At 59.7% G+C, this 25,537-nt stretch carries 27 protein-coding genes; 17 read left to right on the top strand and 10 right to left on the bottom strand.

Annotation, left to right across the window (positions count from 1 at the left end; genetic code table 11):
* Positions 1 to 30: 30 nt before the first annotated feature.
* From gshB to KZO34_RS09255, 8 genes are all read left to right on the top strand, one after another.
* Positions 31 to 993 (top strand): glutathione synthase, encoded by a 963-nt coding sequence (gene gshB, locus KZO34_RS09290; protein ID WP_219475939.1) that lies wholly within the window; start codon positions 31 to 33, stop codon positions 991 to 993.
* Positions 994 to 1,030: 37 nt separating this feature from the next.
* On the top strand, positions 1,031 to 1,897 hold the full coding sequence (locus KZO34_RS09285; protein WP_219475938.1) for an energy transducer TonB: 867 nt from the start codon (positions 1,031 to 1,033) through the stop codon (positions 1,895 to 1,897).
* Positions 1,894 to 2,460: a YqgE/AlgH family protein gene (locus tag KZO34_RS09280; RefSeq protein WP_219475937.1), complete on the top strand. Its 567-nt coding sequence runs from the start codon at positions 1,894 to 1,896 to the stop codon at positions 2,458 to 2,460. The genes KZO34_RS09285 and KZO34_RS09280 overlap by 4 nt, the downstream gene beginning before the upstream one ends.
* On the top strand, positions 2,453 to 2,896 hold the full coding sequence (ruvX, locus tag KZO34_RS09275) for a Holliday junction resolvase RuvX (protein WP_219475936.1): 444 nt from the start codon (positions 2,453 to 2,455) through the stop codon (positions 2,894 to 2,896). The genes KZO34_RS09280 and ruvX overlap by 8 nt, the downstream gene beginning before the upstream one ends.
* A gap of 32 nt (positions 2,897 to 2,928) precedes the next feature.
* A complete protein-coding gene (pyrR, locus tag KZO34_RS09270) occupies positions 2,929 to 3,438 on the top strand; it encodes a bifunctional pyr operon transcriptional regulator/uracil phosphoribosyltransferase PyrR (RefSeq protein ID WP_219475935.1) in 510 nt (169 codons plus the stop codon).
* Between the two features lie 41 nt (positions 3,439 to 3,479).
* A complete protein-coding gene (locus tag KZO34_RS09265) occupies positions 3,480 to 4,493 on the top strand; it encodes an aspartate carbamoyltransferase catalytic subunit (protein ID WP_219475933.1) in 1,014 nt (337 codons plus the stop codon).
* On the top strand, positions 4,490 to 5,797 hold the full coding sequence (locus KZO34_RS09260; RefSeq protein ID WP_219475930.1) for a dihydroorotase: 1,308 nt from the start codon (positions 4,490 to 4,492) through the stop codon (positions 5,795 to 5,797). The genes KZO34_RS09265 and KZO34_RS09260 overlap by 4 nt, the downstream gene beginning before the upstream one ends.
* A 243-nt stretch (positions 5,798 to 6,040) precedes the next feature.
* The gene (locus KZO34_RS09255; protein ID WP_257900369.1) at positions 6,041 to 7,027 is read left to right on the top strand and encodes a putative solute-binding protein; all 987 of its coding nucleotides are present in this window, start codon (positions 6,041 to 6,043) and stop codon (positions 7,025 to 7,027) included.
* Positions 7,028 to 7,077: 50 nt separating this feature from the next.
* On the opposite strand, the gene KZO34_RS09250 is transcribed toward KZO34_RS09255, so the two are convergent.
* Complete coding sequence (locus KZO34_RS09250; RefSeq protein ID WP_219475926.1) at positions 7,078 to 7,350, bottom strand: HU family DNA-binding protein; 273 nt, start codon at positions 7,348 to 7,350, stop codon at positions 7,078 to 7,080.
* A 330-nt stretch (positions 7,351 to 7,680) separates the two neighbouring features.
* On the opposite strand from KZO34_RS09250, the gene KZO34_RS09245 reads away from it, so the two are divergent.
* Both KZO34_RS09245 and KZO34_RS09240 read left to right on the top strand, forming a co-directional pair.
* Positions 7,681 to 8,703, top strand: a complete 1,023-nt coding sequence (locus tag KZO34_RS09245; protein ID WP_219477265.1) for a hypothetical protein — start codon at positions 7,681 to 7,683, stop codon at positions 8,701 to 8,703.
* Positions 8,704 to 8,709: 6 nt separating this feature from the next.
* On the top strand, positions 8,710 to 10,794 hold the full coding sequence (locus tag KZO34_RS09240) for a TRAP transporter large permease subunit (protein WP_219475924.1): 2,085 nt from the start codon (positions 8,710 to 8,712) through the stop codon (positions 10,792 to 10,794).
* Positions 10,795 to 10,835: 41 nt separating this feature from the next.
* Here KZO34_RS09240 and KZO34_RS09235 read toward each other — a convergent pair whose 3' ends face one another.
* From KZO34_RS09235 to mutM, 8 genes are all read right to left on the bottom strand, one after another.
* Positions 10,836 to 11,639 (bottom strand): class I SAM-dependent methyltransferase, encoded by an 804-nt coding sequence (locus tag KZO34_RS09235; protein ID WP_219475922.1) that lies wholly within the window; start codon positions 11,637 to 11,639, stop codon positions 10,836 to 10,838.
* Positions 11,640 to 11,764: 125 nt separating this feature from the next.
* Positions 11,765 to 12,043, bottom strand: a complete 279-nt coding sequence (locus tag KZO34_RS09230; RefSeq protein ID WP_219475920.1) for a hypothetical protein — start codon at positions 12,041 to 12,043, stop codon at positions 11,765 to 11,767.
* 169 nt (positions 12,044 to 12,212) lie between these two features.
* Positions 12,213 to 13,745, bottom strand: coding sequence for a phosphoenolpyruvate carboxykinase (locus KZO34_RS09225; protein ID WP_219475918.1), 1,533 nt, complete (start codon positions 13,743 to 13,745; stop codon positions 12,213 to 12,215).
* A gap of 175 nt (positions 13,746 to 13,920) precedes the next feature.
* Positions 13,921 to 14,775, bottom strand: a complete 855-nt coding sequence (gene hslO / locus KZO34_RS09220; protein ID WP_219475917.1) for an Hsp33 family molecular chaperone HslO — start codon at positions 14,773 to 14,775, stop codon at positions 13,921 to 13,923.
* A gap of 79 nt (positions 14,776 to 14,854) precedes the next feature.
* Entirely contained in the window at positions 14,855 to 15,262 is a 408-nt protein-coding gene (hslR, locus tag KZO34_RS09215) for a ribosome-associated heat shock protein Hsp15 (RefSeq protein ID WP_219475914.1), read from the bottom strand.
* 41 nt (positions 15,263 to 15,303) lie between these two features.
* Positions 15,304 to 15,993 carry a GMP/IMP nucleotidase gene (gene yrfG / locus KZO34_RS09210; protein ID WP_219475913.1) on the bottom strand — a complete coding sequence of 230 codons (690 nt, stop codon included), beginning with the start codon at positions 15,991 to 15,993 and terminating at the stop codon, positions 15,304 to 15,306.
* Positions 15,994 to 16,077: 84 nt separating this feature from the next.
* Positions 16,078 to 16,410: a hypothetical protein gene (locus KZO34_RS09205; protein ID WP_219475911.1), complete on the bottom strand. Its 333-nt coding sequence runs from the start codon at positions 16,408 to 16,410 to the stop codon at positions 16,078 to 16,080.
* A gap of 169 nt (positions 16,411 to 16,579) precedes the next feature.
* Positions 16,580 to 17,392 carry a bifunctional DNA-formamidopyrimidine glycosylase/DNA-(apurinic or apyrimidinic site) lyase gene (gene mutM / locus KZO34_RS09200; protein WP_219475910.1) on the bottom strand — a complete coding sequence of 271 codons (813 nt, stop codon included), beginning with the start codon at positions 17,390 to 17,392 and terminating at the stop codon, positions 16,580 to 16,582.
* A gap of 230 nt (positions 17,393 to 17,622) precedes the next feature.
* On the opposite strand from mutM, the gene KZO34_RS09195 reads away from it, so the two are divergent.
* Positions 17,623 to 18,801 carry a DesA family fatty acid desaturase gene (locus KZO34_RS09195; protein ID WP_219475909.1) on the top strand — a complete coding sequence of 393 codons (1,179 nt, stop codon included), beginning with the start codon at positions 17,623 to 17,625 and terminating at the stop codon, positions 18,799 to 18,801.
* A gap of 53 nt (positions 18,802 to 18,854) precedes the next feature.
* On the opposite strand, the gene rsmD is transcribed toward KZO34_RS09195, so the two are convergent.
* Positions 18,855 to 19,505: a 16S rRNA (guanine(966)-N(2))-methyltransferase RsmD gene (gene rsmD / locus KZO34_RS09190; RefSeq protein WP_219475908.1), complete on the bottom strand. Its 651-nt coding sequence runs from the start codon at positions 19,503 to 19,505 to the stop codon at positions 18,855 to 18,857.
* A gap of 161 nt (positions 19,506 to 19,666) precedes the next feature.
* Between rsmD and ftsY the strand changes: the two genes are divergently transcribed.
* From ftsY to hyi, 6 genes are all read left to right on the top strand, one after another.
* A complete protein-coding gene (ftsY, locus tag KZO34_RS09185; RefSeq protein ID WP_219475907.1) occupies positions 19,667 to 20,869 on the top strand; it encodes a signal recognition particle-docking protein FtsY in 1,203 nt (400 codons plus the stop codon).
* A gap of 30 nt (positions 20,870 to 20,899) precedes the next feature.
* Positions 20,900 to 21,589 carry a cell division ATP-binding protein FtsE gene (gene ftsE / locus KZO34_RS09180; RefSeq protein WP_219475906.1) on the top strand — a complete coding sequence of 230 codons (690 nt, stop codon included), beginning with the start codon at positions 20,900 to 20,902 and terminating at the stop codon, positions 21,587 to 21,589.
* A complete protein-coding gene (gene ftsX, locus KZO34_RS09175; protein WP_219475905.1) occupies positions 21,579 to 22,583 on the top strand; it encodes a permease-like cell division protein FtsX in 1,005 nt (334 codons plus the stop codon). Before ftsE ends, ftsX begins: the two co-directional genes overlap by 11 nt.
* A 193-nt stretch (positions 22,584 to 22,776) precedes the next feature.
* The gene (gene rpoH / locus KZO34_RS09170) at positions 22,777 to 23,637 is read left to right on the top strand and encodes an RNA polymerase sigma factor RpoH (RefSeq protein ID WP_219475904.1); all 861 of its coding nucleotides are present in this window, start codon (positions 22,777 to 22,779) and stop codon (positions 23,635 to 23,637) included.
* 119 nt (positions 23,638 to 23,756) lie between these two features.
* Positions 23,757 to 24,668: an NAD(P)-dependent oxidoreductase gene (locus KZO34_RS09165; RefSeq protein WP_219475902.1), complete on the top strand. Its 912-nt coding sequence runs from the start codon at positions 23,757 to 23,759 to the stop codon at positions 24,666 to 24,668.
* Between the two features lie 4 nt (positions 24,669 to 24,672).
* A complete protein-coding gene (gene hyi, locus KZO34_RS09160; protein ID WP_219475899.1) occupies positions 24,673 to 25,464 on the top strand; it encodes a hydroxypyruvate isomerase in 792 nt (263 codons plus the stop codon).
* The last annotated feature ends 73 nt before the right edge of the window (positions 25,465 to 25,537 follow it).

Genomic DNA, 25,537 nt, shown 5'->3' with positions numbered 1-25,537 from the left:
TTTTTAACCCCTTGGAGCTCAAGAGACACTATGACAGTCCGACTCGGGATCGTGATGGATCCAATTGAGGATATCCATTTCAAGAAAGACAGTTCCCTGGCGATGTTGCTGGCGGCGCAGAAGCGCGGCTGGGAGATCGAGTACATGGAGCTGCCGGATATGTATCTGGATGGCGGCAAGGCCATGGCTCACACCCGGGACCTTACGGTGCACAATGATCCAGAGAACTGGTACAGCTTCGGCCCGAGCCAGGACCGGGCGCTGGGCGAGCTGGACGTAATCCTGATGCGCAAGGATCCGCCGGTGGACCGGGAGTTCCTGATGGCCACCTACATTCTCGAGGCGGCCGAGCAGCAGGGTGCCCTGGTGGTGAATCCGGCGGCCACCCTGAGGGACTGCAACGAGAAGCTGTTTGCCGCCCAGTTCGAGGACCTGACACCGCCGTTGCTGGTCAGTCGGTCTGCGACCCGGTTCCGGGAATTCTATGCCCGGCATGGCGATGTCATCATGAAACCCGTCGATGGTATGGGCGGGCACTCGATCTTTCGGATCAAGGAAAACGATTTCAACCTGGGCGTAATCATCGAAACGCTCACCAACTATGGTCAGCACCAGGCCATGGCCCAGAAATACATCCCGGAAATAGCGGATGGTGACAAGCGCATCCTGCTGATTGAGGGCGAGCCGGTGCCCTACTCACTTGCACGCATTCCCTCCCAGGGCGAGAATCGCGGCAACCTGGCGGCGGGTGGCCGGGGCGAAGGGCGTGAACTGACCGCCCGGGATCGCGAGATCTGTGCGCGGGTCGCGCCGGTCATCAAGGAAAAAGGCCTGATGTTCGTTGGCCTGGATGTCATCGGTGACTACCTTACGGAAATCAACGTAACCAGCCCTACCTGTATCCGGGAACTCGACACCGCGTTCGGTATCGATATTGCCGGCATGCTGATGGAGGCCATTGCCCGGCGCCTGGACGCGCGCACGCGGGCTTAACCCCGACCAGGGGCCAACGATTTAACCAGGATCAGGAATGGCAGTTCAGGTAAGCGACTTCGACCGGTTTTCCTTCACCCTCTTTATGGCGCTGGCGGTACACGCCATGATCGTGCTCGGGATCACCTTTGCCCCGGAGTCGCCGCGGTCCTCGGCCCAGACCATGGAGATCACCCTGTCCCAGTTCGAGGACGAGGAAGCGCCCGAGAAGGCGGATTTCCTGGCTCAGACCAGCCAGAAGGGCAGTGGCAGTGAGGAACAGGCCCGGGAAATGACCACGCCGCAGCCCGCGGACGTCAGTCAGCCCAAGGTCGCCCAGGTCCAGCCGGAACCGCCTTCGCAAACCAAGCCGCAACCTCGCCAGAAAAAACAGGTGGTGCAGACGGAAAGCAGCGCCCGGCAGAAAGTGCAGAAACCCGAGGAGCGCACTGAACCGGTGGCAAAACCGGAGCCGGTCCGCAAGAAGAAAAGCCTGATGGAGCGCAGCCTGGAAATCGCCAGTCTGGAAGCGCGTTTTGACGCACAGCAGCAGGCCTACGCCCGTAAGCCGCGGGTGATGCGGGTGACGGCTGCGTCCACGCTGAAGTCCACGAACGCCTGGTACGTTCAGAACTGGGTCAGCAAGGTGACGCGGGTAGGCAACATCAATTACCCCACCGAAGCACGGCGTTCCGGCATCTATGGCACGCTTCGAATGCTGGTTTCCCTGAAGAAAGATGGCACAATCAAGGAAGTGGCTGTTCTTCAATCCTCCGGCAGTACCGTGCTGGATGATGCGGCTATACGCATCGTCCGGATGGCGGCACCGTTTGCGCCGTTCCCGGACGAGATGCGAGAAAATGTGGACGAACTGGAAATCATACGAACCTGGTCTTTCCAACGGCGGGGGCTGACATCCGGATGACAGCATCAAAGCACTCTCCCCACAGCTTGCGACACCATTTCCTGGTGGCGTCGCCCTACCTGGCGGACCCTCGATTTCACGGTGGGGTCATTTACCTTTGCGAACACTCTGATGAGGGCGCTCTCGGGCTGATGATCAACCAGCCCCTGGATATCCATCTCGGGGAGATCCTGGAACAGCTGGACATGCACGGCGGTGAACTGGATCTCCCGGTCTACAGTGGCGGGCCCGTCGAACCCGAGCGTGGGTTTGTCCTGCATCCACCGGGTACGAGCTGGCAGAATACCGCTCAGGTAACCGATGATGTGCTGCTTACCACATCCCGGGACATTCTGGCCGGGATTGGCAAGAACCAGGGGCCGGAGGAGTTCCTCGTAGCACTGGGCTACTCCGGCTGGAGTGAAGGCCAGCTCGAGCAGGAGCTGGGCAGCAACTCCTGGCTGACCTGCCCGGCCTCTTCCGACATTCTGTTCCGAACGCCCTGGGAAGAGCGCTACAAGGCGGTGCTCAAGAAGATTGGTGTGGATCTGAACCAGCTCAGCGAGTCCATTGGCCATGCCTGAACGGGGCAACCGACGGGTACTGGCTTTCGATTACGGGACCCGGCGTATTGGTGTGGCGTCCGGCCAGGAAATGCTGGGCACCGGTCAGCCGGTGGCCATGATCCCCGCCCGGGACGGCATCCCCGACTGGAGCCAGCTTGAAGCCCTGCTGCAGGAGTGGCGCCCGGATTTGGTCGTAGTGGGGCTGCCGCTGAACATGGACGACTCCGAAAACGAGATGTGTGCCCGGGCCCGAAAATTCGGCAATCGCCTGCACGGCCGCTACCATGTGCCGGTGGAAATGGTGGATGAGCGACTCACCAGCTTTGAAGCCAAGGGCGAGGTAATGGCCGCCGGAGGCAGCCGGGATTTTGGCCGCCACGGCGTCGACGACCGGGCCGCGGTGCTGATCCTGGAAACCTGGTTTGGCCTGCAGGACAATCCCGCCGGCGCGTGACCGATACCGGCTCTTGAGACAGCGAGGAAGTAATGACCGCACTGCTTGATATGGATCAGTTGCTGAACGAACTGGAAACGGGGCTGCGCCGCGTCCTGGATGACCGCGGCGTGACCACGCCGGCCCTGATTGGCATCCGCACCGGTGGGGTCTGGCTTGCCGATATGCTCAGCAAACGCCTGGGACTCGATGAGCCATTTGGTGAGTTGGACATTTCCTTCTACCGTGACGATTTCAGCCGCATCGGATTGAACCCGAAGGTGAAACCATCCAGTCTGCCGTTCGACACCGAGGGACGGGACATCATCCTGATTGACGATGTGATTATGAGCGGGCGGACGATCAGGGCGGCGATGAATGAAATTTTCGATTATGGCCGTCCAGCCAGTATCATATTGGCCACGCTTATTGACCTCGGTGCCCGGGAGTTACCCATTCAGCCCGATGTGACAGGCCGGAGCCTGACCCTGGAATCGCATCAGCGGGTCAAGTTGCGTGGTCCTGAACCTCTGCACATCGAGTTCCAGGAAACCGGGCACTGATCCAGCACCAAAAACACCGCAGAACGGCAAACAGGCGACCCATGACCGCAAACGACCCTTCCCCGCACCACTTGCAGCTGACCCGGGACGGTCAGTTGCGGCATTTTCTGACGTTGGACGGCCTCGACCGCGAGCTGCTCACCGACATCCTGGATACGGCCGATTCCTTTATCGAAGTGGGTGAGCGCACCATCAAGAAGGTGCCGCTGTTGCGGGGGCGAACGGTGGTCAACCTGTTCTTCGAATCCAGTACCCGAACCCGGAGTACTTTTGAGCTGGCGGCCAAGCGCCTGTCGGCCGACGTGCTCAATCTCGACATCAGCACGTCCGCCACCTCCAAGGGCGAATCGCTGTCCGATACCCTGCTGAACCTGGAAGCCATGGCCAGCGACATGTTCGTGGTGCGCCATTCCCAGAGCGGTGCTCCGCACTTCATTGCCGAAAGCGTGACACCGGGTGTGGCCATCATCAATGCCGGCGATGGCCGTCACGCCCACCCGACTCAAGCGATGCTGGACATGCTCACCATTCGCCAGCACAAGGGTCGTTTTGACGGATTGAAGGTTGCCATTGTCGGGGATGTCCTGCATTCCCGTGTCGCCCGTTCCCAGATTCGGGCCCTGAATGTCCTCGGTGCCGAGGAAGTGCGGGTTATTGCGCCGGGAACCCTGCTGCCAAAGGATGTGGAGAATCTTGGCTGTACCGTCGAATACGACATGGCCCGGGGCATGAAGGATCTGGATGTAGTCATCATGTTGCGCCTCCAGAAAGAGCGTATGGAAGGGGCGCTGCTGCCCAGCGAGCGGGAGTTTTATCGCCTGTACGGGCTGAGCCAGGACAAACTCGCTCTGGCCCACCCGGAGTGCATCGTGATGCATCCGGGACCGATCAACCGCGGCGTGGAAATTGAATCGGCGGTGGCGGATGGGCCCCAGTCGGTGATCCTGAATCAGGTGACCAACGGCATTGCCATCCGGATGGCGGTGATGTCCATGGCCATGGGTGGCCAGGTTGCCGAGCGACAACAGAAACAGGGCAAGGGGGCCCAGGCATGAGCGTGACAGACGGAAACGGCGGGGCCAGCCTGAAGATTGAGGGTGGTTGTATCCTCGACGGTCACGGGGGCGAGACGGACAACACAGCCTTGTTGATCCGGGATGGCAGAATCGCCGCCCTCGGTGAGGCAGCCAGGCAGGCCAGGGCGGATGAAACACTGAATGCCGATGGTTGCGTTATCACGCCTGGATTTATCGACTTGCACTGTAATCTGCGTGAGCCCGGCAATGGCCAGAAAGGTAACATTGCATCGGAAACCCGTGCCGCCGCCCATGGCGGATTTACCACGGTCTGTGCGTCGCCGGAAACCTCCCCGGTCAACGACTCGGGCGCGGTCACTCACTTGATCCGGGATGTGGCGGCCAGCCGTTCCCCGATACACGTTCTGCCCGTTGGCGCCATTACCCGTGGCCTTGAGGGCGAGCTGCTCAGCGACATGGCCGGGCTGGCGGCCGCCGGCTGCGTTGCCGTCGGCAATGGAGCCAGGGGCGTGCGCAATTCCCGCATCCTGCGACGTTGCATGGCCTATGCTCAAACCTTCGGCCTGACGGTCATGTTCAGCCCCGAGAACCAGGCCCTGGCCGCCGATGGCTACGCCCATGACGGCCTGGTGACCTCGCGCCTCGGGCTGCTGGGGATTCCGGAAGTGGCGGAAACCACGGCGGTCATGGAGATGATTCTGTTGGCGGAGGAAACCGGTGCGCGCCTGCACCTGAGCCAGCTGTCCTGCGCCCGCAGTGTCGAGATGCTGGCGGAGGCCCGTCGCCGGGGCATCGCGGTGACCGCCGACGTCGCCATGCATCAGTTGCTGTTTACCGAAGAGGCTCTGGCCGGCTTTGACAGTCGCTTTCATGTGCGCCCGCCTCTGCGCAGTGAACGGGATCGCAAGGCCCTGATTGCCGGTATTCGTGACGGCGTAATCGATGCCATCGTCAGTCAGCACCAGCCTCACGATTCCGCCGCCAAACAGGCTCCCCTGGCGGCCACCGAGCCGGGCCTTTCCACCGTTGAAAGTGTGCTGTCACTGGGGCTCGAGCTGGTCGAGCTCAACGAGCTGAGTCTGTCCGAGCTGGTGCGTGCGCTGACAGCCGGACCGGCCTCGGTCCTGGGCCGGCAGGCGCGGGTGGCGGAGGGCGAAGTTGCCGACCTGTGCCTGTTCGATCCCGAGCAACACTGGACGCCGGACACCGACACACTGGTTTCGGTCGGGCGTCATGCCCCGATAACCGGTCGTGAATTACCGGGCGTTGTTCGCCTGACCCTGGCCGGGGGCAAGGTGGCCTGGCAGCAGCCGGCGAACTGATTACCGGAGCTGGCCAAAATGCGGCAGAGGTGGCGGAACCTCTGTCGACACCATCACAGAATCCCCTCGTGTTGCTGAAAAAACCTTGATGACAGCCACCTGTGCCAACGTATTCTTGTAGGCGACCGCCTAACGTCGGCCAAGGAAAGCGGGTCCATTGATACACATGGACGTATCACGACCCGACAATAATAAATCAGGAGTCATCCCGTGAAATCAGCAACCTTCCCGAAACGGGTGGCCATGGCTGCCACCCTGTGTGCCAGTCTTCTGTTCCCCTCACTGAGCCAGGCGCAGAACGAGCCACTGGAACGCAGTTTCTGCGTTTTTGATCCGGTGGGCGCCAATGGCCCGTTGTTCGCCATCACCAAGACCTTCCAACCCGTTGCCCTGAAACAGGGTATCAAACTGAATCTCCGGGCCTACACCGATGAAAAGGTCGCGGCCGAGGATTTCAAGGCGGGGCAATGCGACGCGGTTCTGTTAACCGGTACCCGCGCCCGGGAGTTCAACAAATTCACCGGAAGCCTGGAGGCGATGGGCGCCGTACCCGGTGAAGAAGAGATGCGCCTGCTCTATAACACCCTGAGCCAATCGAAGGCTCGTCCGTTTCTCATCGACGGCCCCTATGAAGTGGCCGGTGTGTTCCCGGGCGGAGCCATCTACCTCCATACCCGTGATCGCAGCATCGATTCCGTGGAAAAACTGCAGGGCAAGCGGATTGCGACCCTGGATTACGACCAGGCATCCGTTCGTATGGTTCGGCATGTCGGCGCCTCCGTGGTCGGCTCCAACTCAGCCAACTTTGCCGGCAAGTTCAACAACGGCAGCGTCGACCTGGCCTACGCACCGGCTGTGGCCTACACCCCACTGGAACTCTACAAGGGCGTTCAGCCCAACGGCGCCGTGGTTAAGTATGCCCTTGGGTACATGAACTTCCAGGTCATTATTCATCGGGACCGTTTTCCTGACGAAGCCGCGCAGATGGTGCGGAACGAATCGATCAAGCGCATTGATGAGGCGTACGAGATCATCGCCCAGGCTGAAGCGGAAATTCCCAAGGATGTGTGGATGAACCTGCCGCAGGAAGATACGGCCGAGTACGACAAGATGCTGCGCAAGGTGCGCTTGTCGCTGCTGGACGATGGGGTTTTTGATGAACGGGCGATAAAGCTGATGAAAGCCATTCGCTGCCGGGTCGATGCCACGCGTTCAGAGTGCGCTTCCTGACCAGGCACGATCGACGGTGACAGGGCCCGCAATCGCGGGCCCTGTCTGTTTCAGCGAATCTGTTCCTTGAGCGCTTTGCCAGCCTTGAAGCCTACGGTTTTGCTTGCGGGGATGCGGATGGTGGCGCCGGTTTGCGGGTTTCTGCCATCTCGTGCTTCCCGGGCGCGGATGTTGAACGTGCCAAATCCGATCAGGGTGACATCTTCACCTCGAGCGGCAGCCGCTGAAATCTGATCGGTAACAGTGTTTATGACCTCAGAGGCCTTCTCGCGGGTGAGACCGGTTCGATCGGCAATTGCAGCAGCGAGTTCAGGTTTGCGCATCGGGTACTCCTTTTTTATTACTGTTTTTGGTCTGGGTGCTGGCCACAGGGGCGTAACCCTGCGGTTGCATCCATCTATAGTGGGTTGCCACGAAATGTGCAAACCCCGGAGGCTCAGTTAACTGTGGCATTTGGCGTCATTTGAGGCGTTGGTCTCATAAAAACAGGACGCTGTCGGCCATAATGCGGTTCTGGTTACAGTCTGTAACACGTTCAAGCCGATGCAAGATCAGCGGCTCAGGGCGGGCGCAGACCGCACGAGAATAATAAAGCTGAAGGTGAAGTCGCTATGACACATTTCCCGAATCCCCCACTGAACCGTGGCCATGCCATGCCCCGGCTAAAGACTCTTATCACCGCCTTGTTGGCGAGTGCGGTGCTCAGTGGCTGTGGGGCGGTCAATAACATGCTCTACAAGACCACCGGCGACGTCATGCAAGGCTTCTCCCGCGATCATACCGTGCCCTACCTGCTGGAAAGCAGCGATCTGGCCATGGGCTGTGCGATGAGTGAAGCCACCGCACCCCTGCTAATGTCCTTTGGCCGGGTGACGTCCGAGCCGGACCAGTTGGCCGTCATGCTTTACCTCTCGGCCGGTGGTTGTGCGGAGGAAAAGGCGCGGGAATTCGAGCTGGATGGCCTGGCAGCCATGCATGCGATGAAGGCCAACGAAGCCGAGGATGCCCTGATTCGTCAGCAGCGGGCCTACGTGCTGGCGTCAGAGCGCTACTTCAAAAGCTGGAAACACCACAACGCCTACTATGGCGAGCCCGGCACCGGAGAGTGTCCGGATTTTGATGATGACAAGGATGAGTTCATTTACATGGCGGGCCTGCTCTCCGGCCTGCAGGCGCTGAACGCACAGGTCCAGTCAACCTCTTCGATCGGGGTCCCTGCGAACGTCGGTTCGATTGTGGCCCGGGCCACCAGTTGTCTGGAAAACGACAAGTGGTGGGGTGCGCCCATGGCGTTGAGGGCTACCGTCTGGGCCATGATACCCGGAGCCCAGCCCCAGGGTGAGGATGCCTTTGAACGTCTGGCGATTGCGGACGAGCAGGGCGAGGCCGCCGGCGTTCGACTGCCCCACGTATTCCACGCCATTGCCGCCATCAACAAGGGTGATGAGGCCATGGTGAAGAGCGTAATCCGGGACCACGCCCAGTCTCTGGAGGAAACACCGGCCGATGCCGACTGGCGTTTTGTCGATGCCATGGCGACCAACATGATTGTCGCCATTTCGGACCGTCTCTGGGTGGAGAATACCGGTCACCGGACGCCGTTGGGCCAGCTTGGCACCTTCTGGGATGACCAGAAGGCAGAGGTGGATACCATGAACCTGGATGATTTGTTGTAAGAACCCATGTCCCAGAATGTCGCTTTATCCAAGATAGGCTTGCAACGTAGCGGGCTGGAGTGGTTTTCCTCTTTGCCCGCCTGCCTGTTGCTGTTGGCCGTTGTTATTTTTTCGACCAGCAGTGACATCCATAACCAGATGCTGCGCGGTGGCGAACAGATCTGGAGCGGTTACTACAAGCTGCGAATGGATCCGGTGGCGCCCACCTGCAATCCGAATCGGGATATCGATGCCGCCGTCGCGGCCGAACTCGCTGAAGCTCCCGCCGATGACGATCCCATGGCAGCCCTTCTGGGTGCGCCTGAGGCGAAGAATCCCGCGGATATTCGGCTTGCCATTGAGCGCGCGTTGGCCGACTGCCGGGAAGCGTACGCGAGTTATGAAAGCCTCGAAGGCCAGCTGACCCCGGGGCTGAGAGCCTACCGGGCGGTCGAACTATTCGTTGCCGATCTGATTGCTTTCGGGTTGTCCTCCCAGCGCTACATTCTGGTGATTCTGGTGATGCTGTGTGCGGTTACCGCCACCCTGAGCCGCCACCATATCGCCATGCGGGCCATGGAAACCCGCCTGGATTACACCGTTTCCTATACCCTGCAAACCATCGCCAACGCCATGCTGCTGGGCTCCAGCGTCATTTTCCGCCAGTCGACCCTCGGGGCAGAGACGTCGGTGTCGTCCGAGGAACTGCTGTTGCACAACTTCTGGATCACGGGTTTTTCCTGTCTGACCCTGGCCAGTCTGTATCGATTGTTGCGGGTACCCGAGGATCTTCAGAGTGGCGGCACTCTGAACAAGGCGTTCCTGGCGGTACCGCTTTACACGGTGATGTGTCTGATCTCCGGTACCTACTTTGCCCTGATCGGCCACGCGTCCGGCATCGGCATCTATCTGGGCAAAATGATGGAGCTGTCGGATATGTTCCTGAACGTGGGCCTGTACGTTTGGGTCGGCATGATGCTCAAGCAGACCCGGCTGGCTACCTTGGTGTTCAATGTGTTCCGGCCCTGGCGCATGCCGCCGGAAATGCTGGCCGTTGTTGCTGTTTTGGTGGCTGCGATTCCGACGGCCTATACCGGTGCGTCCGGTATCTTCGTAATTGCGGCCGGAGCGGTCATCTACAGTGAACTTCGGGCGGCCGGTGCCAGACGACAGTTAGCGCTGGCGGCCACCGCCATGTCGGGGTCGCTGGGCGTGGTCCTGCGCCCGTGCCTACTGGTCGTTGTCATTGCTTACCTGAACAGGGAAGTCACCACCGACGAGTTGTTTGGCTGGGGTGTCTGGGTGTTTGTCCTGACCGCCACCATGTTTACCCTGGTAGCGCTGGCGGTAAATCGTCAGAGCAAGTTTGATCTGGCGCCTTCGTCGACCGCGTTCCCCGCGATGATCCAGGCGCTGAAGCCCCTGATCCCCTATGTACTGGTGATTACGGCGGTGGTCCTGCTGTACCGCTTTGCACTGGACGTCACCATGGACGAATTCTCCGCGCCCCGATTGCTGCCGGTGATCATGCTGGCCGTCCTGGTGTATGAACACCTCAGCCTGAAGAATGCGAAGGGCAGGACCTCCGGCGAGTTCAATCATCAGGGGCTGGAGCGAAGTCTTAGGGGTGCCACCAACGACACCACAGCAGAGATCGGGGCGTTGCTGTTGCTGCTGGGTCTGTCGGTCAGCATCGGCGGCGTCATTGAGCGTTCCCACATCATGCAGAGCTTTCCCCAGGCGTTTGACAGCGCCTGGTCCGCGATGCTCCTGATGGTGGTCATTCTGGTTATTCTCGGCATGATCATGGATGCATTCGGTGCGGTGATCCTGGTTACGGCGACCGTGGCCACCATTGCCTACAGCAGCGGCATTCATCCCATCCATTTCTGGATGGTCACGCTCGTTGCCTTTGAGCTCGGGTATTTGAGTCCGCCGGTGGCCCTGAACCACTTGCTCACCCGTCAGGTTGTGGGTGAGGCGGAAGTGATGGCGGCGCAGCAGGAAACCGGCACCTTCTACCAGCGCCATGAACGGATCATCATGCCGCTCATCGCCATGGGCCTCTCACTGCTGGTGGTGGCGTTTGTGCCATTGATGTTCTACGCCTGAGCACCTGGATAACGTCCTGTCCGGGTGTCCGGGGTTAAGGATCAGAATTTTACGGCGCTGAGAACGTGGACCGGAACCTGAAACTCAATGGTCCCTGTGCCCGTGCAAAATGGCGCAAGCGCCGGTTCAGCGTGCGCAACGACCGCCTCAATGACTGGATCGTCCAGGTGGATGTCGGCAAATGGAAACCAGCCTTTGATGTCGGCCAGGGCCATCTCCCGGACTCCGGGAAAGCGAGCAGTGGTTTCGAAGGTTTTGATTTCGGGCGCACTGATGCCGGCGCTGGCAAACAGTGCGGTGAGCTTGCGGGTGTCACCCAGGGCAAAGGGAAGCTGCAGCGCCTGACCGACCGCTGGATCGACTGTGCGACCAAAGACTGCTGACATTGCCTGGTACGCCGGTATCCGGTCGATTGAGTCAAATACCGCCACCAGCAGTCGCCCCTTGGGCCGGAGAACCCGGTACATCTCCTGCAGTGCAAGGGCGGGGGACGGGAAGAGCATCAGCCCGAACTGGCTGACGACCACATCGAAGGACTGGTTCTGGAACGGAAGCGATTCGGCGTCACCCTGGCGCCAGTCGATGCCCGGTGCCCGGCTTTGAGCGACGGCGAGCATGTCGGGGTTGAGATCCAGCCCGGTGACCGAGCCCAGGCCCTCGTACTGCCGTGCAATCGCCCGAGCGAGAATACCGGTGCCGCAGGCCACGTCGAGGACGTCCTGGCCGGTGTGGACGGTGGCAACCTCCGCCAGGCGTTGCGCGACGTCCTGAAACAGCGCCGGTACCAGTCGTTGTTCATAGGCCCGTGCTGTCTGCTCGGGTTCCGATACGCGCGCAGTGCTCATGCCAGCCTCCTCTTTCGGGGCACGACATCAAAACGTGCGTTCAGAATGTTGGCCTTGTTTTCCTTTTTGCAGCTTGGACAGAATGACGGGGTTCTGGTTCCTCTGGAGGATTATTGTCGGGCCGTTCAGCGGTTGCCCCACATCCGGGAAACCGCGGCATCCTTACCCAGGACCCCGACGATCAGAGACAGTCCACCGATTCCCAGAAAAACCAGGACCGGAACAAGGGCGCCCAGTTGGCCCGTGTACAGGAGTGCACCTGTGGAAATTGTCGAGAGCGTCAGAAACAGGACGCCAACCACATTGAGGATGGTTCGGTGGGAGGCTTTGTAATTGGGGCCAACCTCTCCCGACTCCAGCGGCTTGAGAATTGGCGAGCAAAGCTGTCGAAGCGTTTCTTTCATACCATGACCGTGTTTGGAGAAATAAAAAGCAGTCCTTAAGCGAGTACTTTGCCACAAAACAGCGATCTGTGGGGACTGCCCGGTGTAACCGCGATTGTAGACACTTTTCCCCTGACCAAAAAAAGCGCCGGGCTTTCGCCGGGCGCTTTTTTCAACGTCGGGTTAGGCCTTAGAGCTTCGGGCCAGCTTCGACGATGGCTTCCGAGACGTCGAATTTCTTGAAGTTATCGACGAACTGGGCGATCAACTCCTCGGCCTTGCCGTCGTAGTAATCCGGGCTTACCCACGTGTTACGCGGGTTCAGCAGCTCGGAATCCACGCCTGGCACATGCTTGGGAACATCCAGGTTCAGGGTTGGCAGATGCTCGGTCTCGGCATCGTCCAGGTCGCCATTCTGGATGGCGGCAATGATGGCCCGTGTGGTCGGAATGCTGAATCGGTTGCCTTCGCCATAGGGACCACCGGTCCAGCCGGTGTTGACCAGGAAGACCTTGCTGCCGAACTCGTCCATGCGTTTCATCAGCAGCTCGGCGTAAACGCCGGCCGGACGCGGGAAGAACGGAGCGCCAAAGCAGGTGGAGAAGGTGGACTTCAGCTTGGATGAGGAGCCCATCTCGGTGGAACCGACCAGTGCGGTATAGCCACTCAGGAAATGGTAAGCCGCTGCTTCCTTGGACAGGATTGATACCGGCGGCAGTACACCGGTCATGTCGCAGGTCAGGAAGACAATGTGCGAAGGCTCGCCGGCGCGATTCTCGATAACGCGCTTTTCAACGTGCTCGAGCGGGTATGCGCAGCGGGAATTCTCGGTGAGCGACACGTCGGTGTAGTCCGGCTCACGGGTTTCCGGATCAATGGTGACATTCTCGACGATGGCGCCGAAGCGGATCGCGTCCCAGATGATCGGTTCGTTCTTCTGGGAGAGATCAATGCATTTGGCGTAGCAGCCGCCTTCAATGTTAAAGACCGTGCCGGGGCCCCATCCGTGCTCGTCATCGCCGATCAGGAAGCGGTGCGGATCCGCAGAGAGGGTGGTCTTGCCGGTGCCGGAGAGACCGAAGAACAGGCAGGTCTGGCCGTCTTCGCCAACGTTGGCCGAGCAGTGCATCGGCAGTACGTCTTTCTCCGGCAGCAGGAAGTTCTGCACGGAGAACATCGCTTTCTTCATTTCGCCCGCGTAATGCATACCGGCCAGCAGGACCTTACGCTTGGCGAAGTTGATCATTACGCAGCCGTTGCTGTTGGTGCCATCACGCTCGGGGTCGCACTCAAAATTGGCGGCGTTCAGGATCTGCCACTCCTGCTTGTCGGCCGGGTTGTAGCTGTCCGGGCGGATGAACAGGTTACGGCCGAACAGGTTCTGCCAAGCCGTCTCGGTGGTCATCTTGACCGGCAGGTAATGCTCGGGATCTGAGCCCACATGAACGTGAGAAACGAACTGGTTTTTCTCGGCGATGTAGGCCTCAACGCGGTCCCAGAGGGCGTCGAATTTGTCGGCGTCGAACGGGCGGTTGATTGGTCCCCAGTGGATATCGTCAGCCGTGCTCGGTTCTTCGACGATGTAGCGGTCCATGGGAGACCGGCCTGTCCGTTCACCGGTTTTCACAACCAGTGAACCGTTGGCAGCCAGCTGGCCTTCGTTACGTGCCAGTGCCAGCTCGACCAGTCGTGCTGTACTCAGATCAGTATAAGTGTTGCTCACTTCGACCTCGCCCTCGGGAATGTCTTCGTGACTGCTCAGGCCGCCCCCCCATTAACTGGCGGAAATCTGAGCAATCGGGTCAATTCAGGCGCGCTATTATGCCAGAGACGCCGGTGAAAAACGACTGCCCTGAAAGCCGCGTCCTGACTGGCTTTCGGGCGAATCAATAAAGCCTTTAGTGTAGCGTATGACCGGTGAAAAGGTGATCAATATCGTTTCTATCGAAGCGATAGTGTGCGTGACAAAACTGGCAATCCATGTCGATCTGGCCCTGTTCGTCGAGGATGCTGTAGCACTCCTCCTGGCCAATCGCCTCGAGCGCACCGAGAGTCCGTTCCCTTGAACAGCTGCAACGAAATGCCACCGCTTCGGGTTCGAACAGGCGCACGGTTTCTTCGTGAAACAGACGGTGGAGGACAGTTTCGCTGTCCAGTTCCAGTAGTTCTGACTCTTCCACAGTCCGTGCCAGGTGGTTCACCCGGTCCCATAGATCGTCGTCACCATCGGTTGCACCGGGCAGGCGCTGGAGCAGCAATCCGGCAGCACTGTTTTCATCGGCAAACAGTATCAGGCTGGTGGAAATCTGCTCGGAGCGCTCGAAATATTCTTCAAGGCAGGCGGCGAGGGTTTCTTCTTCCCGGGGTACCACGCCCTGGTACCGGTTACCCCTGTTCGGGGTGATGGTGATGGCCATTCGGCCTTCGCCCAGCAGGTTGTGGAAGTCGTCTTCACTCATGGCATGTTCATCGAACCTTGCCAGCCCGCGAATGTAGCGGTCGTGGCTGCACTCCGCCATCAGGGTTCGCAGGGGGCCTTCTCCCTGGGCCTGCAATGACAGGGTGCCCTCGAACTTCAGCGTGCTGCTCATCAGTACGCTGGCGACCAGGGCTTCGCCAAGCAGGTCCCGGATGGATTCGGGGTAGGGGGCCTGGCTGCCGATCTCCCGGTAGCTCTCACCCAGTTGGACCCATGCGCCCCGGACCTGGCTGTCCTCGAAAATAAAGCGCTGAAATTGGTCACGGGATGCCATGGTGTGTCTCCTGAAAATACTGACTGCTAATTGGGTTCGATTCCGCGTCCCGGGATGGTCGGGGGCGCTCTGAAAGGGTTCAGATGTTGTTTTGCTCACGGAAGCGCTGGATGTCGCGACGGTCTTTTTTGGACGGTCTCCGGGCCGGCGGTAACTGCGCGGCCTGCATGGTTTTGCGTTGCCAGGCCAGATCTTCGCGTTTTTTTACGCTGTCTTCGGTTTCGTGGTAAAGCTTTTGGGCTTCGGGCGCACCCCGGCGACGGTCACTGATGTCATCAATGATCACCACCTTCTCCTGCCAGCCCAGTCGCAGGGTCACTTTGGCGCCGGTTTCCACCACCTTGCCGGGCTTGCAGCGCTGGCTGTTGTAGTGGACCTTGCCGCCTTCGATGGCTTCCTTGGCCAGGCTGCGGGTCTTGTAGAAGCGCGCTGCCCAAAGCCATTTGTCGAGTCTTACACGATGTTCGTCAGCGGTGGATGCCGTCATGTCTCCTCACCTGATGAGCGTATGCTGTGATTATAACCCGCTCATTGACCGGATGGCACAGACCGGTGCTGACGCAACGCCGGTAACAGTTCGTCAAAGTGATGAATGCCGGGGATCTCCGGATGGTGGTCACGGGCACCCTGTTGGCTGTCCGGGGCCAGTACCGCCAGGCACTGGCCAATGCCGGCCCGGCGGGCGCTTTCGAGGACCGGGAAGCTGTCATCCACCATGAGAGTGGTGCTGGCCTGATAAGGGGCCAGTTGTTGCAGATCCTGCCAGAACTGAGGATTTTCCTTGGCCTTGCCCAACTGGTGGCTGGAGACGATGCCATCGACGCGGCTGTCCAGCCCGGTGCGCTCAAGCTTGAGATTCAGGGGGTCGGGGTGGCAATTGGTGACTATCACCGAGCGCAGTCCGAGTGTCCCCAGCGCATCAAGAAAGTCGGTGACGTGCGGGCGGTAGCCAATTCGATCGCCGACTTCGGCCTTGAGGCCGGTAATGTCGAGGGAAAGGCGGTCGCTCCAATAGTCGGTGCAGTACCAGTTCAGGGAGCCACGTTCGGCCATAATCATCGGGATCAGGTGGTCCTTCGCCGCCTCGGTCGCCAGGTCGTTCTTCTCCGCGTACCGGCGTGGGAGGTGTTCGAGCCAGAAGTAATTATCGAAGTGAAGATCGAGCAGGGTTCCATCCATATCGAGGAACACTGTATCGAGGGAAGACCAGTTCACCATAAACAAAACAGCCTGAAGGATTTTCTTCAGGCTGCCGGAGAAGCCCGGCCTTGGCAAGCCGGGATAATACGGATTCGAAAAGAATCAGTTGCTGGTCTGTTCGACCGATTCCGGTTTGCGGCCAGTCCGGGAGCAGCCAAGGCAGCGAACAAACGTGGCTTTGGCCGGGCCCATAACCAGTACTTCGCCGGCCTCTCCGGCGTTGCCGCCGAGCAGTGAAAATGGCAGGGACACCAGGTATACGGCGCTGCCAACGATGGTGGTGGCAAACAGAACCGGGCGGGCGAAAATGGCGTCACCGGTCATGGCCAGGGCTGATGGCGTCTCGTCCACGGCGCGCGCATGCCCAACGGAGGAAAATGCCAGCAGGCAGGCGGCCAGGGTGGCCATCAGTGTGCGGGAAATCTTTAGGGTCATTGTACTGTCTCCTGAACTTATCGGCCCTTTGGGTTCCGGTGGCGCCAGTTTGAGCGCTCAATATGCCTTCCCAGTGTAAACGAAGGGCATAGTTTCTCTGTTAACTATGAATCATATTTACGTATTTTCAAACGGTTTTTCGTTGCAAAATGTGCATTTGTGCGGACTGCTACCGCTGACAACGGGGGCAGTAGACGGTGGACCGGTTGTTCATGCGGATCTCCCTCAAAAGGCTCTGGCATTCGCCGCAGGGCTCACCGGTCCGGCCGTATACCAGCAGCGACTGGGCAAAATAGCCGGGTTTGCCATCGCTGTTAACAAAATCCCGTAACGTGGTGCCGCCCATGAGAATGGCGGCACTGAGGGTCTCGCGGATCGCCTCAGCCAGGCGATGGTAGCGGTCCAGGCTGATGCGCCCGGCTTTTCGTTTGGGGTGGATGCCCGCCTTGAACAGGGCTTCGTTGGCGTAGATGTTGCCAACGCCCACCACAACGTGATTGTCCATGATGAAAGACTTCACCGGCGTTTGCTTGCCCCGGGAGAGGCGATACAGCAGCGGGCCGTTGAACTCGGGCGACAACGGTTCCGGCCCCAGGTTTGCAATCAGGGGGTGGTGGTCTGCAGCGTCGGACCAGAGCCAGCACCCGAAGCGGCGAGGATCGTTGAAGCGCAGAATGACGCCGGAGCCCAGCTCCAGTTCAACGTGGTCGTGGGTCAGGGCAGCGGTGTGGTCAGTTACGACGCGCAGACTTCCGGACATGCCCAGATGCACGATCACAGTGCCACCATCCAGGTTCAGGAACAGGTATTTTGCCCGACGGTCGACGGTTCGGATGACCTTACCTTCAAGCCGTTGGGCCAGGTCCTCGGGTACCGGCCAGCGCAAGCTGGGGTTACGTACGGTAACCCGGGTAATGGTCTGGCCCTCACAGTGGGGGGCAATGCCACGTCGGGTGGTTTCAACTTCGGGCAATTCAGGCACTCGGCGCTACTCCGGGCGGAAAACGATCGTTGTTCAGCTGGTTGGCTGCGGGGCAAAAAACAGATTAAGTGTAATTAGTAACAAATTTGGAGCCAAATGCTGTTGTGACAGCGAACAGGCGTACGCTAAAGTGGTGGGGATGGTTTGTTATCCCCTTCGAAAGTCGAATAGTGCCTCTCGCCTTGCCTTTCGATGTGGCGCAAGCCGCTGAATTGATTTGAGGAATTTATATGTGGTTTAACGGTCTTCTTGACCTGTCGGTGATGCAGCTGATTCTTGTTGCCCTGGGTATGACCCATATCACCATTGTCAGTGTAACGCTCTATCTGCATCGCCATTCGGCCCATAACTCGCTGGATCTGCACCCGGTTCTCAAGCACTTTTTCCGGTTCTGGCTGTGGTTGACCACTGCTCAGAATACCAAGGAGTGGACGGCCATTCACCGTAAGCATCACGCCAAGTGTGAAACCGAAGAAGACCCGCATAGCCCGGTCGTTCTCGGCATCCGGAAAGTATTGCTGGAAGGCGCCGAACTGTATGCAACCGCCGCGACCCCGGAAACCCTGGAACGCTATGGTCAGCGTACTCCGGAGGACTGGATCGAGCGCAACGTTTACAGCCGCTACAAGATGCTGGGTATCATGCTGCTGGCGGTCATCGATCTGGCGTTGTTTGGCGTCCACGGGATCTGGATCTGGGCGATTCAGATGATGTGGATTCCGGTCTGGGCTGCCGGTGTGGTTAACGGCATTGGCCACTGGTTCGGTTACCGTAATTTCGAATGTGCCGACAACGCCCGGAATATTTCTCCCTGGGGTATCCTGATCGGTGGAGAAGAGCTGCACAACAATCACCACACCTACCCCAATTCCTCCAAGCTGTCCCGTCGCTGGTACGAAGTGGATATTGGTTGGGGTTATATCCGTCTGTTCCAATTGTTTGGACTGGCGAAGCCCAAGGGCTATCGTCCGATTGCCCACCATGTGCCGGGCAAGCAGGACGTGGATGTGGAAACCGTACAGGCCATTGCCAATAACCGGTTTGACATCATGCGACAGTATCGCAAGCGGGTGATGGAGCCGGCCCTGCGTCAGCAAAAAGTGCTGATGGACGACGAAATCCGGCCACGGTACCGCAAGCTGAAACAGCTGCTTTCCCGGGAGGTCTCGCTGATCCACCCAAAAGAGAAAGAAACCCTGGAGTCTGTGTTGGAGCGCAATGCCATGCTCCGCCAGCTGTATGAAAAGAGTCACGAGCTTCAGGCGTTGTGGCGTCAGCGGGGGCTCAAGCCCCAGGAAAAACTGAATGCGCTGATGGAATGGTGCAAGGAGGCGGAGGCCAGTGGCATCCGTTACCTGGAAGAGTTTGCCGAGCACCTGCGCGCCTACTCGCTGAGGCCCGCCGCCTGATCAAAAACCCCGCTTCGGCGGGGTTTTTTGTGGCCGGTCGGTCGCTTCGTGGCTTAGCTGATGCCCTCGACCTGGTCTGGCTGAACCTGGAACAGGCAGTAGGTGACCTGGCCTGCGGTTTTCTGACGATGAAGGTGCCAGTGGGCGGGGACGGCGGGTGTGGTCCTGTCACTTTCGTGCTCGATGTACACCCAGCCTCGCGGCTTCAGCCAACCCTGTTCATCCAGCAGTGGAATGATGCGCTCGAGCCAACCCTGTCGGAAAGGCGGGTCCATGAAGACTATGTCGAAGGGCGCGCGCTCGCGATGGGCAAGGTAGGTGTCCACGCTCGCGCAGACCACAGTCCCTTTTTTCGATTTCAGCAACCGGAGGTTGTCACGGAGGGCTCGTGCCAGAGCCGGGGTGTGGTCAACCAGAGTGGCGCTGCCGGCACCGCGGGACAGGGCTTCCAGTCCCAGAGCGCCGGAGCCGGCGAACAAATCCAGGCAGTCGCTACCGGCCAGCTGGAAGGAAAGCCAGTTAAACAGGGTTTCTCGGGTGCGGGCGGGGGATGGCCGCACGCCGCCGGCATCGGGAAACCGGAGTTTCCGGCTGCGCCAGTCGCCACCAATGATGCGCAGCTCACCCACGCCGTCCCCGGTGCGTCCGGCTTCGCGGGCGGGCTTGTTCAACGGTCCCCGGCCAGCGGGTTTTCTGCGCGCCATGATAGTAGCTCCAGAGGTGGTTCGGATTCGGTGTTTCCGGGCAGCATGTTAGCCGAAACGGTGCCGGGCGCGATAATCCTGGTGCCCCTCACTTCAACGGGACAGTCTGCTAGAATGTCGGCTTTATTTGTCCCGCCCATTCAGATTGATGGTATGACTTTATGACGGCAGAGTGGATTTCAATCGGCCTCCTGGCCCTTCTTGTGCTCGTATTTGTGCTGGATATCGCGGCCAACCGCAGTCGAGCACCGCGTCCGAAACCGGTGCCCCAGCGCAAGCCGGAGGTGGCGGAAGGTCCGGCACCGGCCGAGCCGGTTGAAAAGGAAAGCCCTGAGGTCGAAGGCACCGCGGTGGAGTCCGCTCCTGCGAAAGCGGAACCCGAACCAGAGGCGGCGCCTGAACCAGAGCCAAAACCAAAACCGGAGCCTGCTCCCGAACCGGAACCCCAGCTCAGCGTCTTTGACCGCATCAAGCAGGGCCTGGGGAAGACCCGTGCGAGCCTGACCGGTGGCATGTCTGATCTGTTCTCGTTGACCAAGAAGATCGACGAAGACCTGCTGGAGGAGATCGAGACCACCTTGCTGATGGCAGACGTGGGCGTGACCGCAACCTCGGAAATCATTGAATCCCTGACTGACAAACTTGAGCGCAATCAGCTCAAGGATGGGGAAGCCCTGCGTCAGGCCCTGCGGGATGAGCTGCACGGTTTGCTGAAGGATGTCACCAAGCCACTGACGATCGATGCTGGCAAGCAGCCGTACGTCATCCTGATGGTGGGCGTGAACGGCGTGGGTAAGACCACCACCATCGGCAAGCTCACCAAGAAGTTCCAGGGAGAGGGCAAGTCGGTGATGCTGGCGGCGGGGGATACCTTCCGTGCCGCCGCAGTGGAACAGCTGCAGGTGTGGGGCGAGCGCAACGATGTCCCGGTCGTGGCACAGCACACAGGTGCCGACAGCGCGTCGGTGATCTTCGATGCCATCCAGTCCGCAAAGTCCCGTGAGGTTGACGTGGTGATTGCCGATACCGCCGGCCGGTTGCAGAACAAGGACAACCTGATGAACGAGCTGGAGAAGGTGGTTCGGGTGATGAAAAAGCTCGACGACTCGGCACCCCATGAAGTGATGCTGGTGCTGGATGCCGGGACTGGGCAGAACGCCCTGAGTCAGGCCCAGGTATTTCAGCAGGCCGTCGGCGTGAGTGGGATCACCCTGACGAAACTGGACGGCACCGCCAAAGGCGGTATCGTGTTCGCCATTGCCCGTCAGTTGCAGCTGCCCATCCGGTATATCGGTGTCGGTGAGCAGGTTGATGACCTGCGTAGCTTCGATGCCGAAACCTTCGTGGATGCACTCTTTGACTAAACACCGGCTTTACTGGAGCAGTAGCCAGCCATGATTGAGTTTCGTCAGGTCACCAAGCGGTACGACAGTGATCACACGGCCCTGCGTCAGGTCAATTTCAACCTCGACCGAGGCGAGCTGGCGTTCCTGACCGGCCACTCCGGTGCCGGGAAAAGCACCCTGTTGAAGCTGATCATGGTCATGGAGCGGCCCAGTGCCGGCGAGCTGGTTGTCGGTGGGCAGCTTCTGAATCGCTTGCCTCGCCGACAGGTTCCCTATATCCGTCGCCATATCGGTGTGGTATTCCAGAACCACCAGTTGCTGTTTGACCGCACCGTGTACGACAACGTTGCCATGCCCCTGGAAGTCATGGGGGCGTCACCCCGGGATGCCGGTCGCCGCGTGCGGGCAGCGCTCGACAAGGTCGGATTGCTCAGCAAAGAAAAGATGAATCCCATGCAGCTCTCTGGCGGTGAGCAGCAGCGGGTCGGGATTGCCCGGGCGGTGGTCAATAAACCGCCGGTACTGCTGGCGGATGAGCCGACCGGTAACCTGGACCCGGAGCTGTCGGCGGACATCATGAACCTGTTCGGGCAGTTCAGTCAGGTCGGTGTCACGGTGTTGATCGCCACCCACGATATTGCCCTGATCAACGAGATGGGTCGCCGTACCCTGACCCTCGATCACGGTCGGCTGGTTGCCGGCGGCACCCCGTTGGTGGGAGGTGTGAGTGGCCACTGACCCGCGCAGAAAGACCGATGCTGTCCGGGGCGCAAACACTTCCCGTGCGCCCTGGCGTCAGCAGGCGGAAAGCTACCTGAACCACCATCGCAAGGTCGCCCGCGACAGCGCCGAACGTCTTTGGCGAACGCCGGTAGCCAGTCTCATGACCTGGACCGTTATGGGGGTGGCGCTGGCGCTGCCCGTCGCCCTGTTGCTATTGCTCGCCTCTCTCGAAGGTGTAAGTGCCGGCTGGGAGAGCAGTGCCCGCCTGACCGCCTACCTTGAGCTGGAGGTGCCCCTGGAAGATGCCCGCGCCCTGAGTGAGGAAATCGGGGGCGATGGACGGGTGGCCGAGGTGGAGCTGGTCAATCGGGCGGATGCGCTGAGCGAATTTCGGGCGTCCTCGGGCCTGGAAGATGCGCTGGACTATCTTGAGGACAACCCGCTGCCCCATACTCTGCTCATCACACCGGAAGAGGGTGCTCGCTCCGAAGCTGGAGTCGAAGGGTTGCTGCGCTTTGTCCAGGAAATGGAAGGCATCGAGCGGGTTCAGGTGGATCTGGGTTGGCTGCAGCGACTGAACGCCATGACCGATCTGCTGGCGCGGGCGGTTTGGGCCCTCTCTCTGTTGTTGGCGGCTGCCGTGGTGTTGGTGATTGGCAATACCGTCCGGTTGGCGATCGAAAACCGGCGTGATGAAATTCTGGTGGCCAAGCTGGTGGGCGGAACCGATGCCTTCGTGCGACGGCCATTTCTCTACACCGGTGCCTGGTTCGGCCTCGGGGGTGGCATTGTTGCCTGGGTACTGCTGCAACTGTCGCTCTGGTGGCTGAGCGGCCCGATTGAGCGGTTGGCCGGGCTTTATCGCAGCGAGTTTTCCCTGAACGGACTAAGCTTTGATGGTGCCCTGGCGTTGATTATTGCAGCGATGCTGCTAGGCTGGCTGGGCGCCTGGGTCGCAGTAAAGCGGCATCTGGACGATATTGAGCCTGGCGAAATAGCCGGAGGATGATCCGGATTGCGGGAAAACCGTATTGAAAGTGCAGAGGGGCCCGGGGTAGTTTGGGGGCCAGAGCAAGCCACGGTGAGTTTTTCAGGTAGTTGATTTTAAACGTTTTACTGAAGAATTCGGGAACTTTTCAGGTTCTTGGCAGTCAAATTTTTAGTTGCTATATTTAATGACTGTCAGGTTCGGAGGGCAAAGCATGGGTACGAGTTTACAGTTGATTGACAGACTGGTTCCGGGTGCCAATCTCGAGTCTTATATTCAGGCTGCGGGTCGCATTCCGGTTCTCACGGCGGATCAAGAGCGGGAGCTGGCAGAAAAGCTCCATTACGACGGTGATGTTGAGGCCGCCCGTCAACTGGTTCTGTCTCACCTGCGATTCGTGATTCATATCGCCAGGAGCTATTCCGGCTACGGTCTGGCCCAGGCCGACCTTATCCAGGAAGGAAACGTTGGCCTGATGAAGGCGGTGAAGCGTTTCAACCCTGAATATGGGGTGCGTTTGGTCTCGTTCGCGGTGCATTGGATCAAGGCAGAGATCCATGAATTTATCCTGCGTAACTGGCGCATCGTGAAGGTCGCGACCACCAAGGCCCAGCGCAAGCTGTTCTTCAATCTGCGCAGTCAGAAGAAAAAGCTGGCGTGGCTGAATCACGACGAGCTGAATGCTGTGGCTGCCGATCTCGGCGTCGAGCCCCGTGTGGTCCGCGAGATGGAAGGTCGTCTGGCGTCTCAGGATACGGCTTTTGATGGCCCGATGGACGATGACGACGACAACGCCTATCAGGCGCCGGCGTACTATCTCGAGGATCGTCGCAGCGATCCCGCCACCCAGCTTGAAAATGCTGACTGGACCGAGGACTCCAACGGACGTCTGATGGAAGCACTGGGCGGCCTGGATGATCGCAGTCAGGACATCTTGCGGGAGCGCTGGCTGTCGGACAGCAAGTCCACGCTGCACGAGCTGGCAGACAGGTACGGGGTATCTGCCGAGCGGATTCGCCAGCTTGAGAAGAACGCCATGAAGAAGATCCGGAACCAGATGGCCGAAGTGGCCTGACTCGAAGGCTTCGAGAAGCGGATCTCCCAAAAACGCCACCACCGTTCCGGTTGGTGGCGTTTTTGTTTGTATACTCGACGACACATATTTCTTCAGACCACGGCATGGAACTTACGGGTATGACTTCAGAACGACCGCACATTGCTTTCCTGGGGATTGGCCTGATGGGCGAGCCCATGACGCGCAATCTGTTGGACGCGGGATTCCCGATGACGCTCTGGAACCGAACGGCCAGTAAATGCGAGCCATTCTCCGGTGAAGCCGGAATTGCACCTTCACCGGCAGAGGCGGTGCGCGATGCGGATGTGGTTATCACCATGCTGGAGAACAGCGACGTGGTGGAGCAGGTTCTGGTAGGCCAGGGCACTCTGGGCGCACTCAGAACCGGCGCGCTGTTGATCGATATGAGCTCGGTACAGCCTTCGGTCGCCCGTCGCCATGCTGAACTTGCGGCCGAGCAGGGCGCCCACTACGTCGATGCGCCCGTATCCGGAGGCACACTGGGGGCGGCCGAAGCCCGATTGAGCATCATGGCCGGAGGATCCGAGGATGACCTTGCCTGCGCTGAGTCAATCTTTTCGGTGTTGGGCACCTGCACAAGAATCGGGCCGGTAGGATCCGGTCAGCTGGCCAAGCTGGCGAACCAGGCCATTGTCGGAATCACCATCGGGGCCGTGTCAGAGGCACTGTTGCTGGCGGCTAAGGGCGGTGCTGATCCGGCTGCAGTTCGGGAGGCGTTGCTCGGCGGCTTCGCCGGGAGTCGGATTCTCGAGTTGCACGGGCAGAGAATGCTGGAGCGGAACTTCTCGCCCGGCGCGCCGGCCCGTATTCAGCTCAAGGACATGCGTATGATTCTCGACGAAGCCCGAGCGGAAGGGCTGACGCTGCCGCTGTCCCAACAGGTCCATAACGAATACCTGTCATTGGTCGCCAACGGCCACAGTGACGTAGACCACAGCGGTTTGCTGCTGGAGCTGGAGCATTTGAACGGATCGCTCCTGGGCTCCCTTGGCCGCGGCCCCAAGGAGTAAGACCATGCCACGTTTTGCCGCCAACCTGTCGATGCTGTTTACCGAGGTGGATTTTACCGAACGGTTTGCCAAGGCCCGCGCCGCCGGCTTTGACGGCGTTGAATACCTGTTCCCGTACGCTTATCCCAAGGATCTGCTGAGCCGGGCCCTCGGTGATAACAACCTGACCCAGGTTCTGTTCAATCTGCCACCGGGCAATTGGGAGGCTGGTGAGCGGGGCATCGCCTGTTTACCGGATCGGATGGATGAATTCAGGGCCGGTGTAGACCAGGCCATCGAGTACGCCAGGGCGCTGGGCTGCCGGCAATTGAACTGTCTGGCGGGGCTGCGACCGGACTTGGTCACTGAAGATGTGGCGTGGCAGACACTGGTGGCCAACGTAGCCTTCGCGGCGGAGAAGCTGGCGGCCGAGGACATCACCCTCTGTCTGGAGGCAATTAACTCGCGGGTGGATATGCCCGGCTTTGCGCTGGATACCTCGGGCAAGGTACTGGCCTTGATCGAGGAAGTAGACGCCGATAACGTTCGGCTGCAGTATGACCTTTACCACATGCAGATCATGGAGGGAGATCTGATCCGGTCCATGGAATGCCTCTTGCCCTGGATCGGGCACATTCAATTCGCCGATAACCCCGGCCGCCATGAGCCGGGAACCGGGGAGATTAACTTTTCGAATGTTTTCGAGGCTATCGACAGCATGGGTTATGAAGGCTGGGTAAGCGCGGAATACAGGCCTTCGGGAGAGACTGGTGACAGTCTCGGCTGGTTTTCTGGCGGGCCCCGACCGTCGCCATAGGCGACACCCTCTTACAAGATCGTAACTGGCCGGCCCCCTGACTTCTTCGTACCCTTGTCGGTAATTAATGTAA

The organism is Marinobacter sp. F4206 (genome assembly GCF_019392195.1).
Taxonomy (GTDB): Bacteria; Pseudomonadota; Gammaproteobacteria; order Pseudomonadales; family Oleiphilaceae; genus Marinobacter.
The sequence above is the reverse complement of the archived record's forward strand: the minus strand, read 5'-3'. Positions and strand labels throughout refer to the sequence as shown.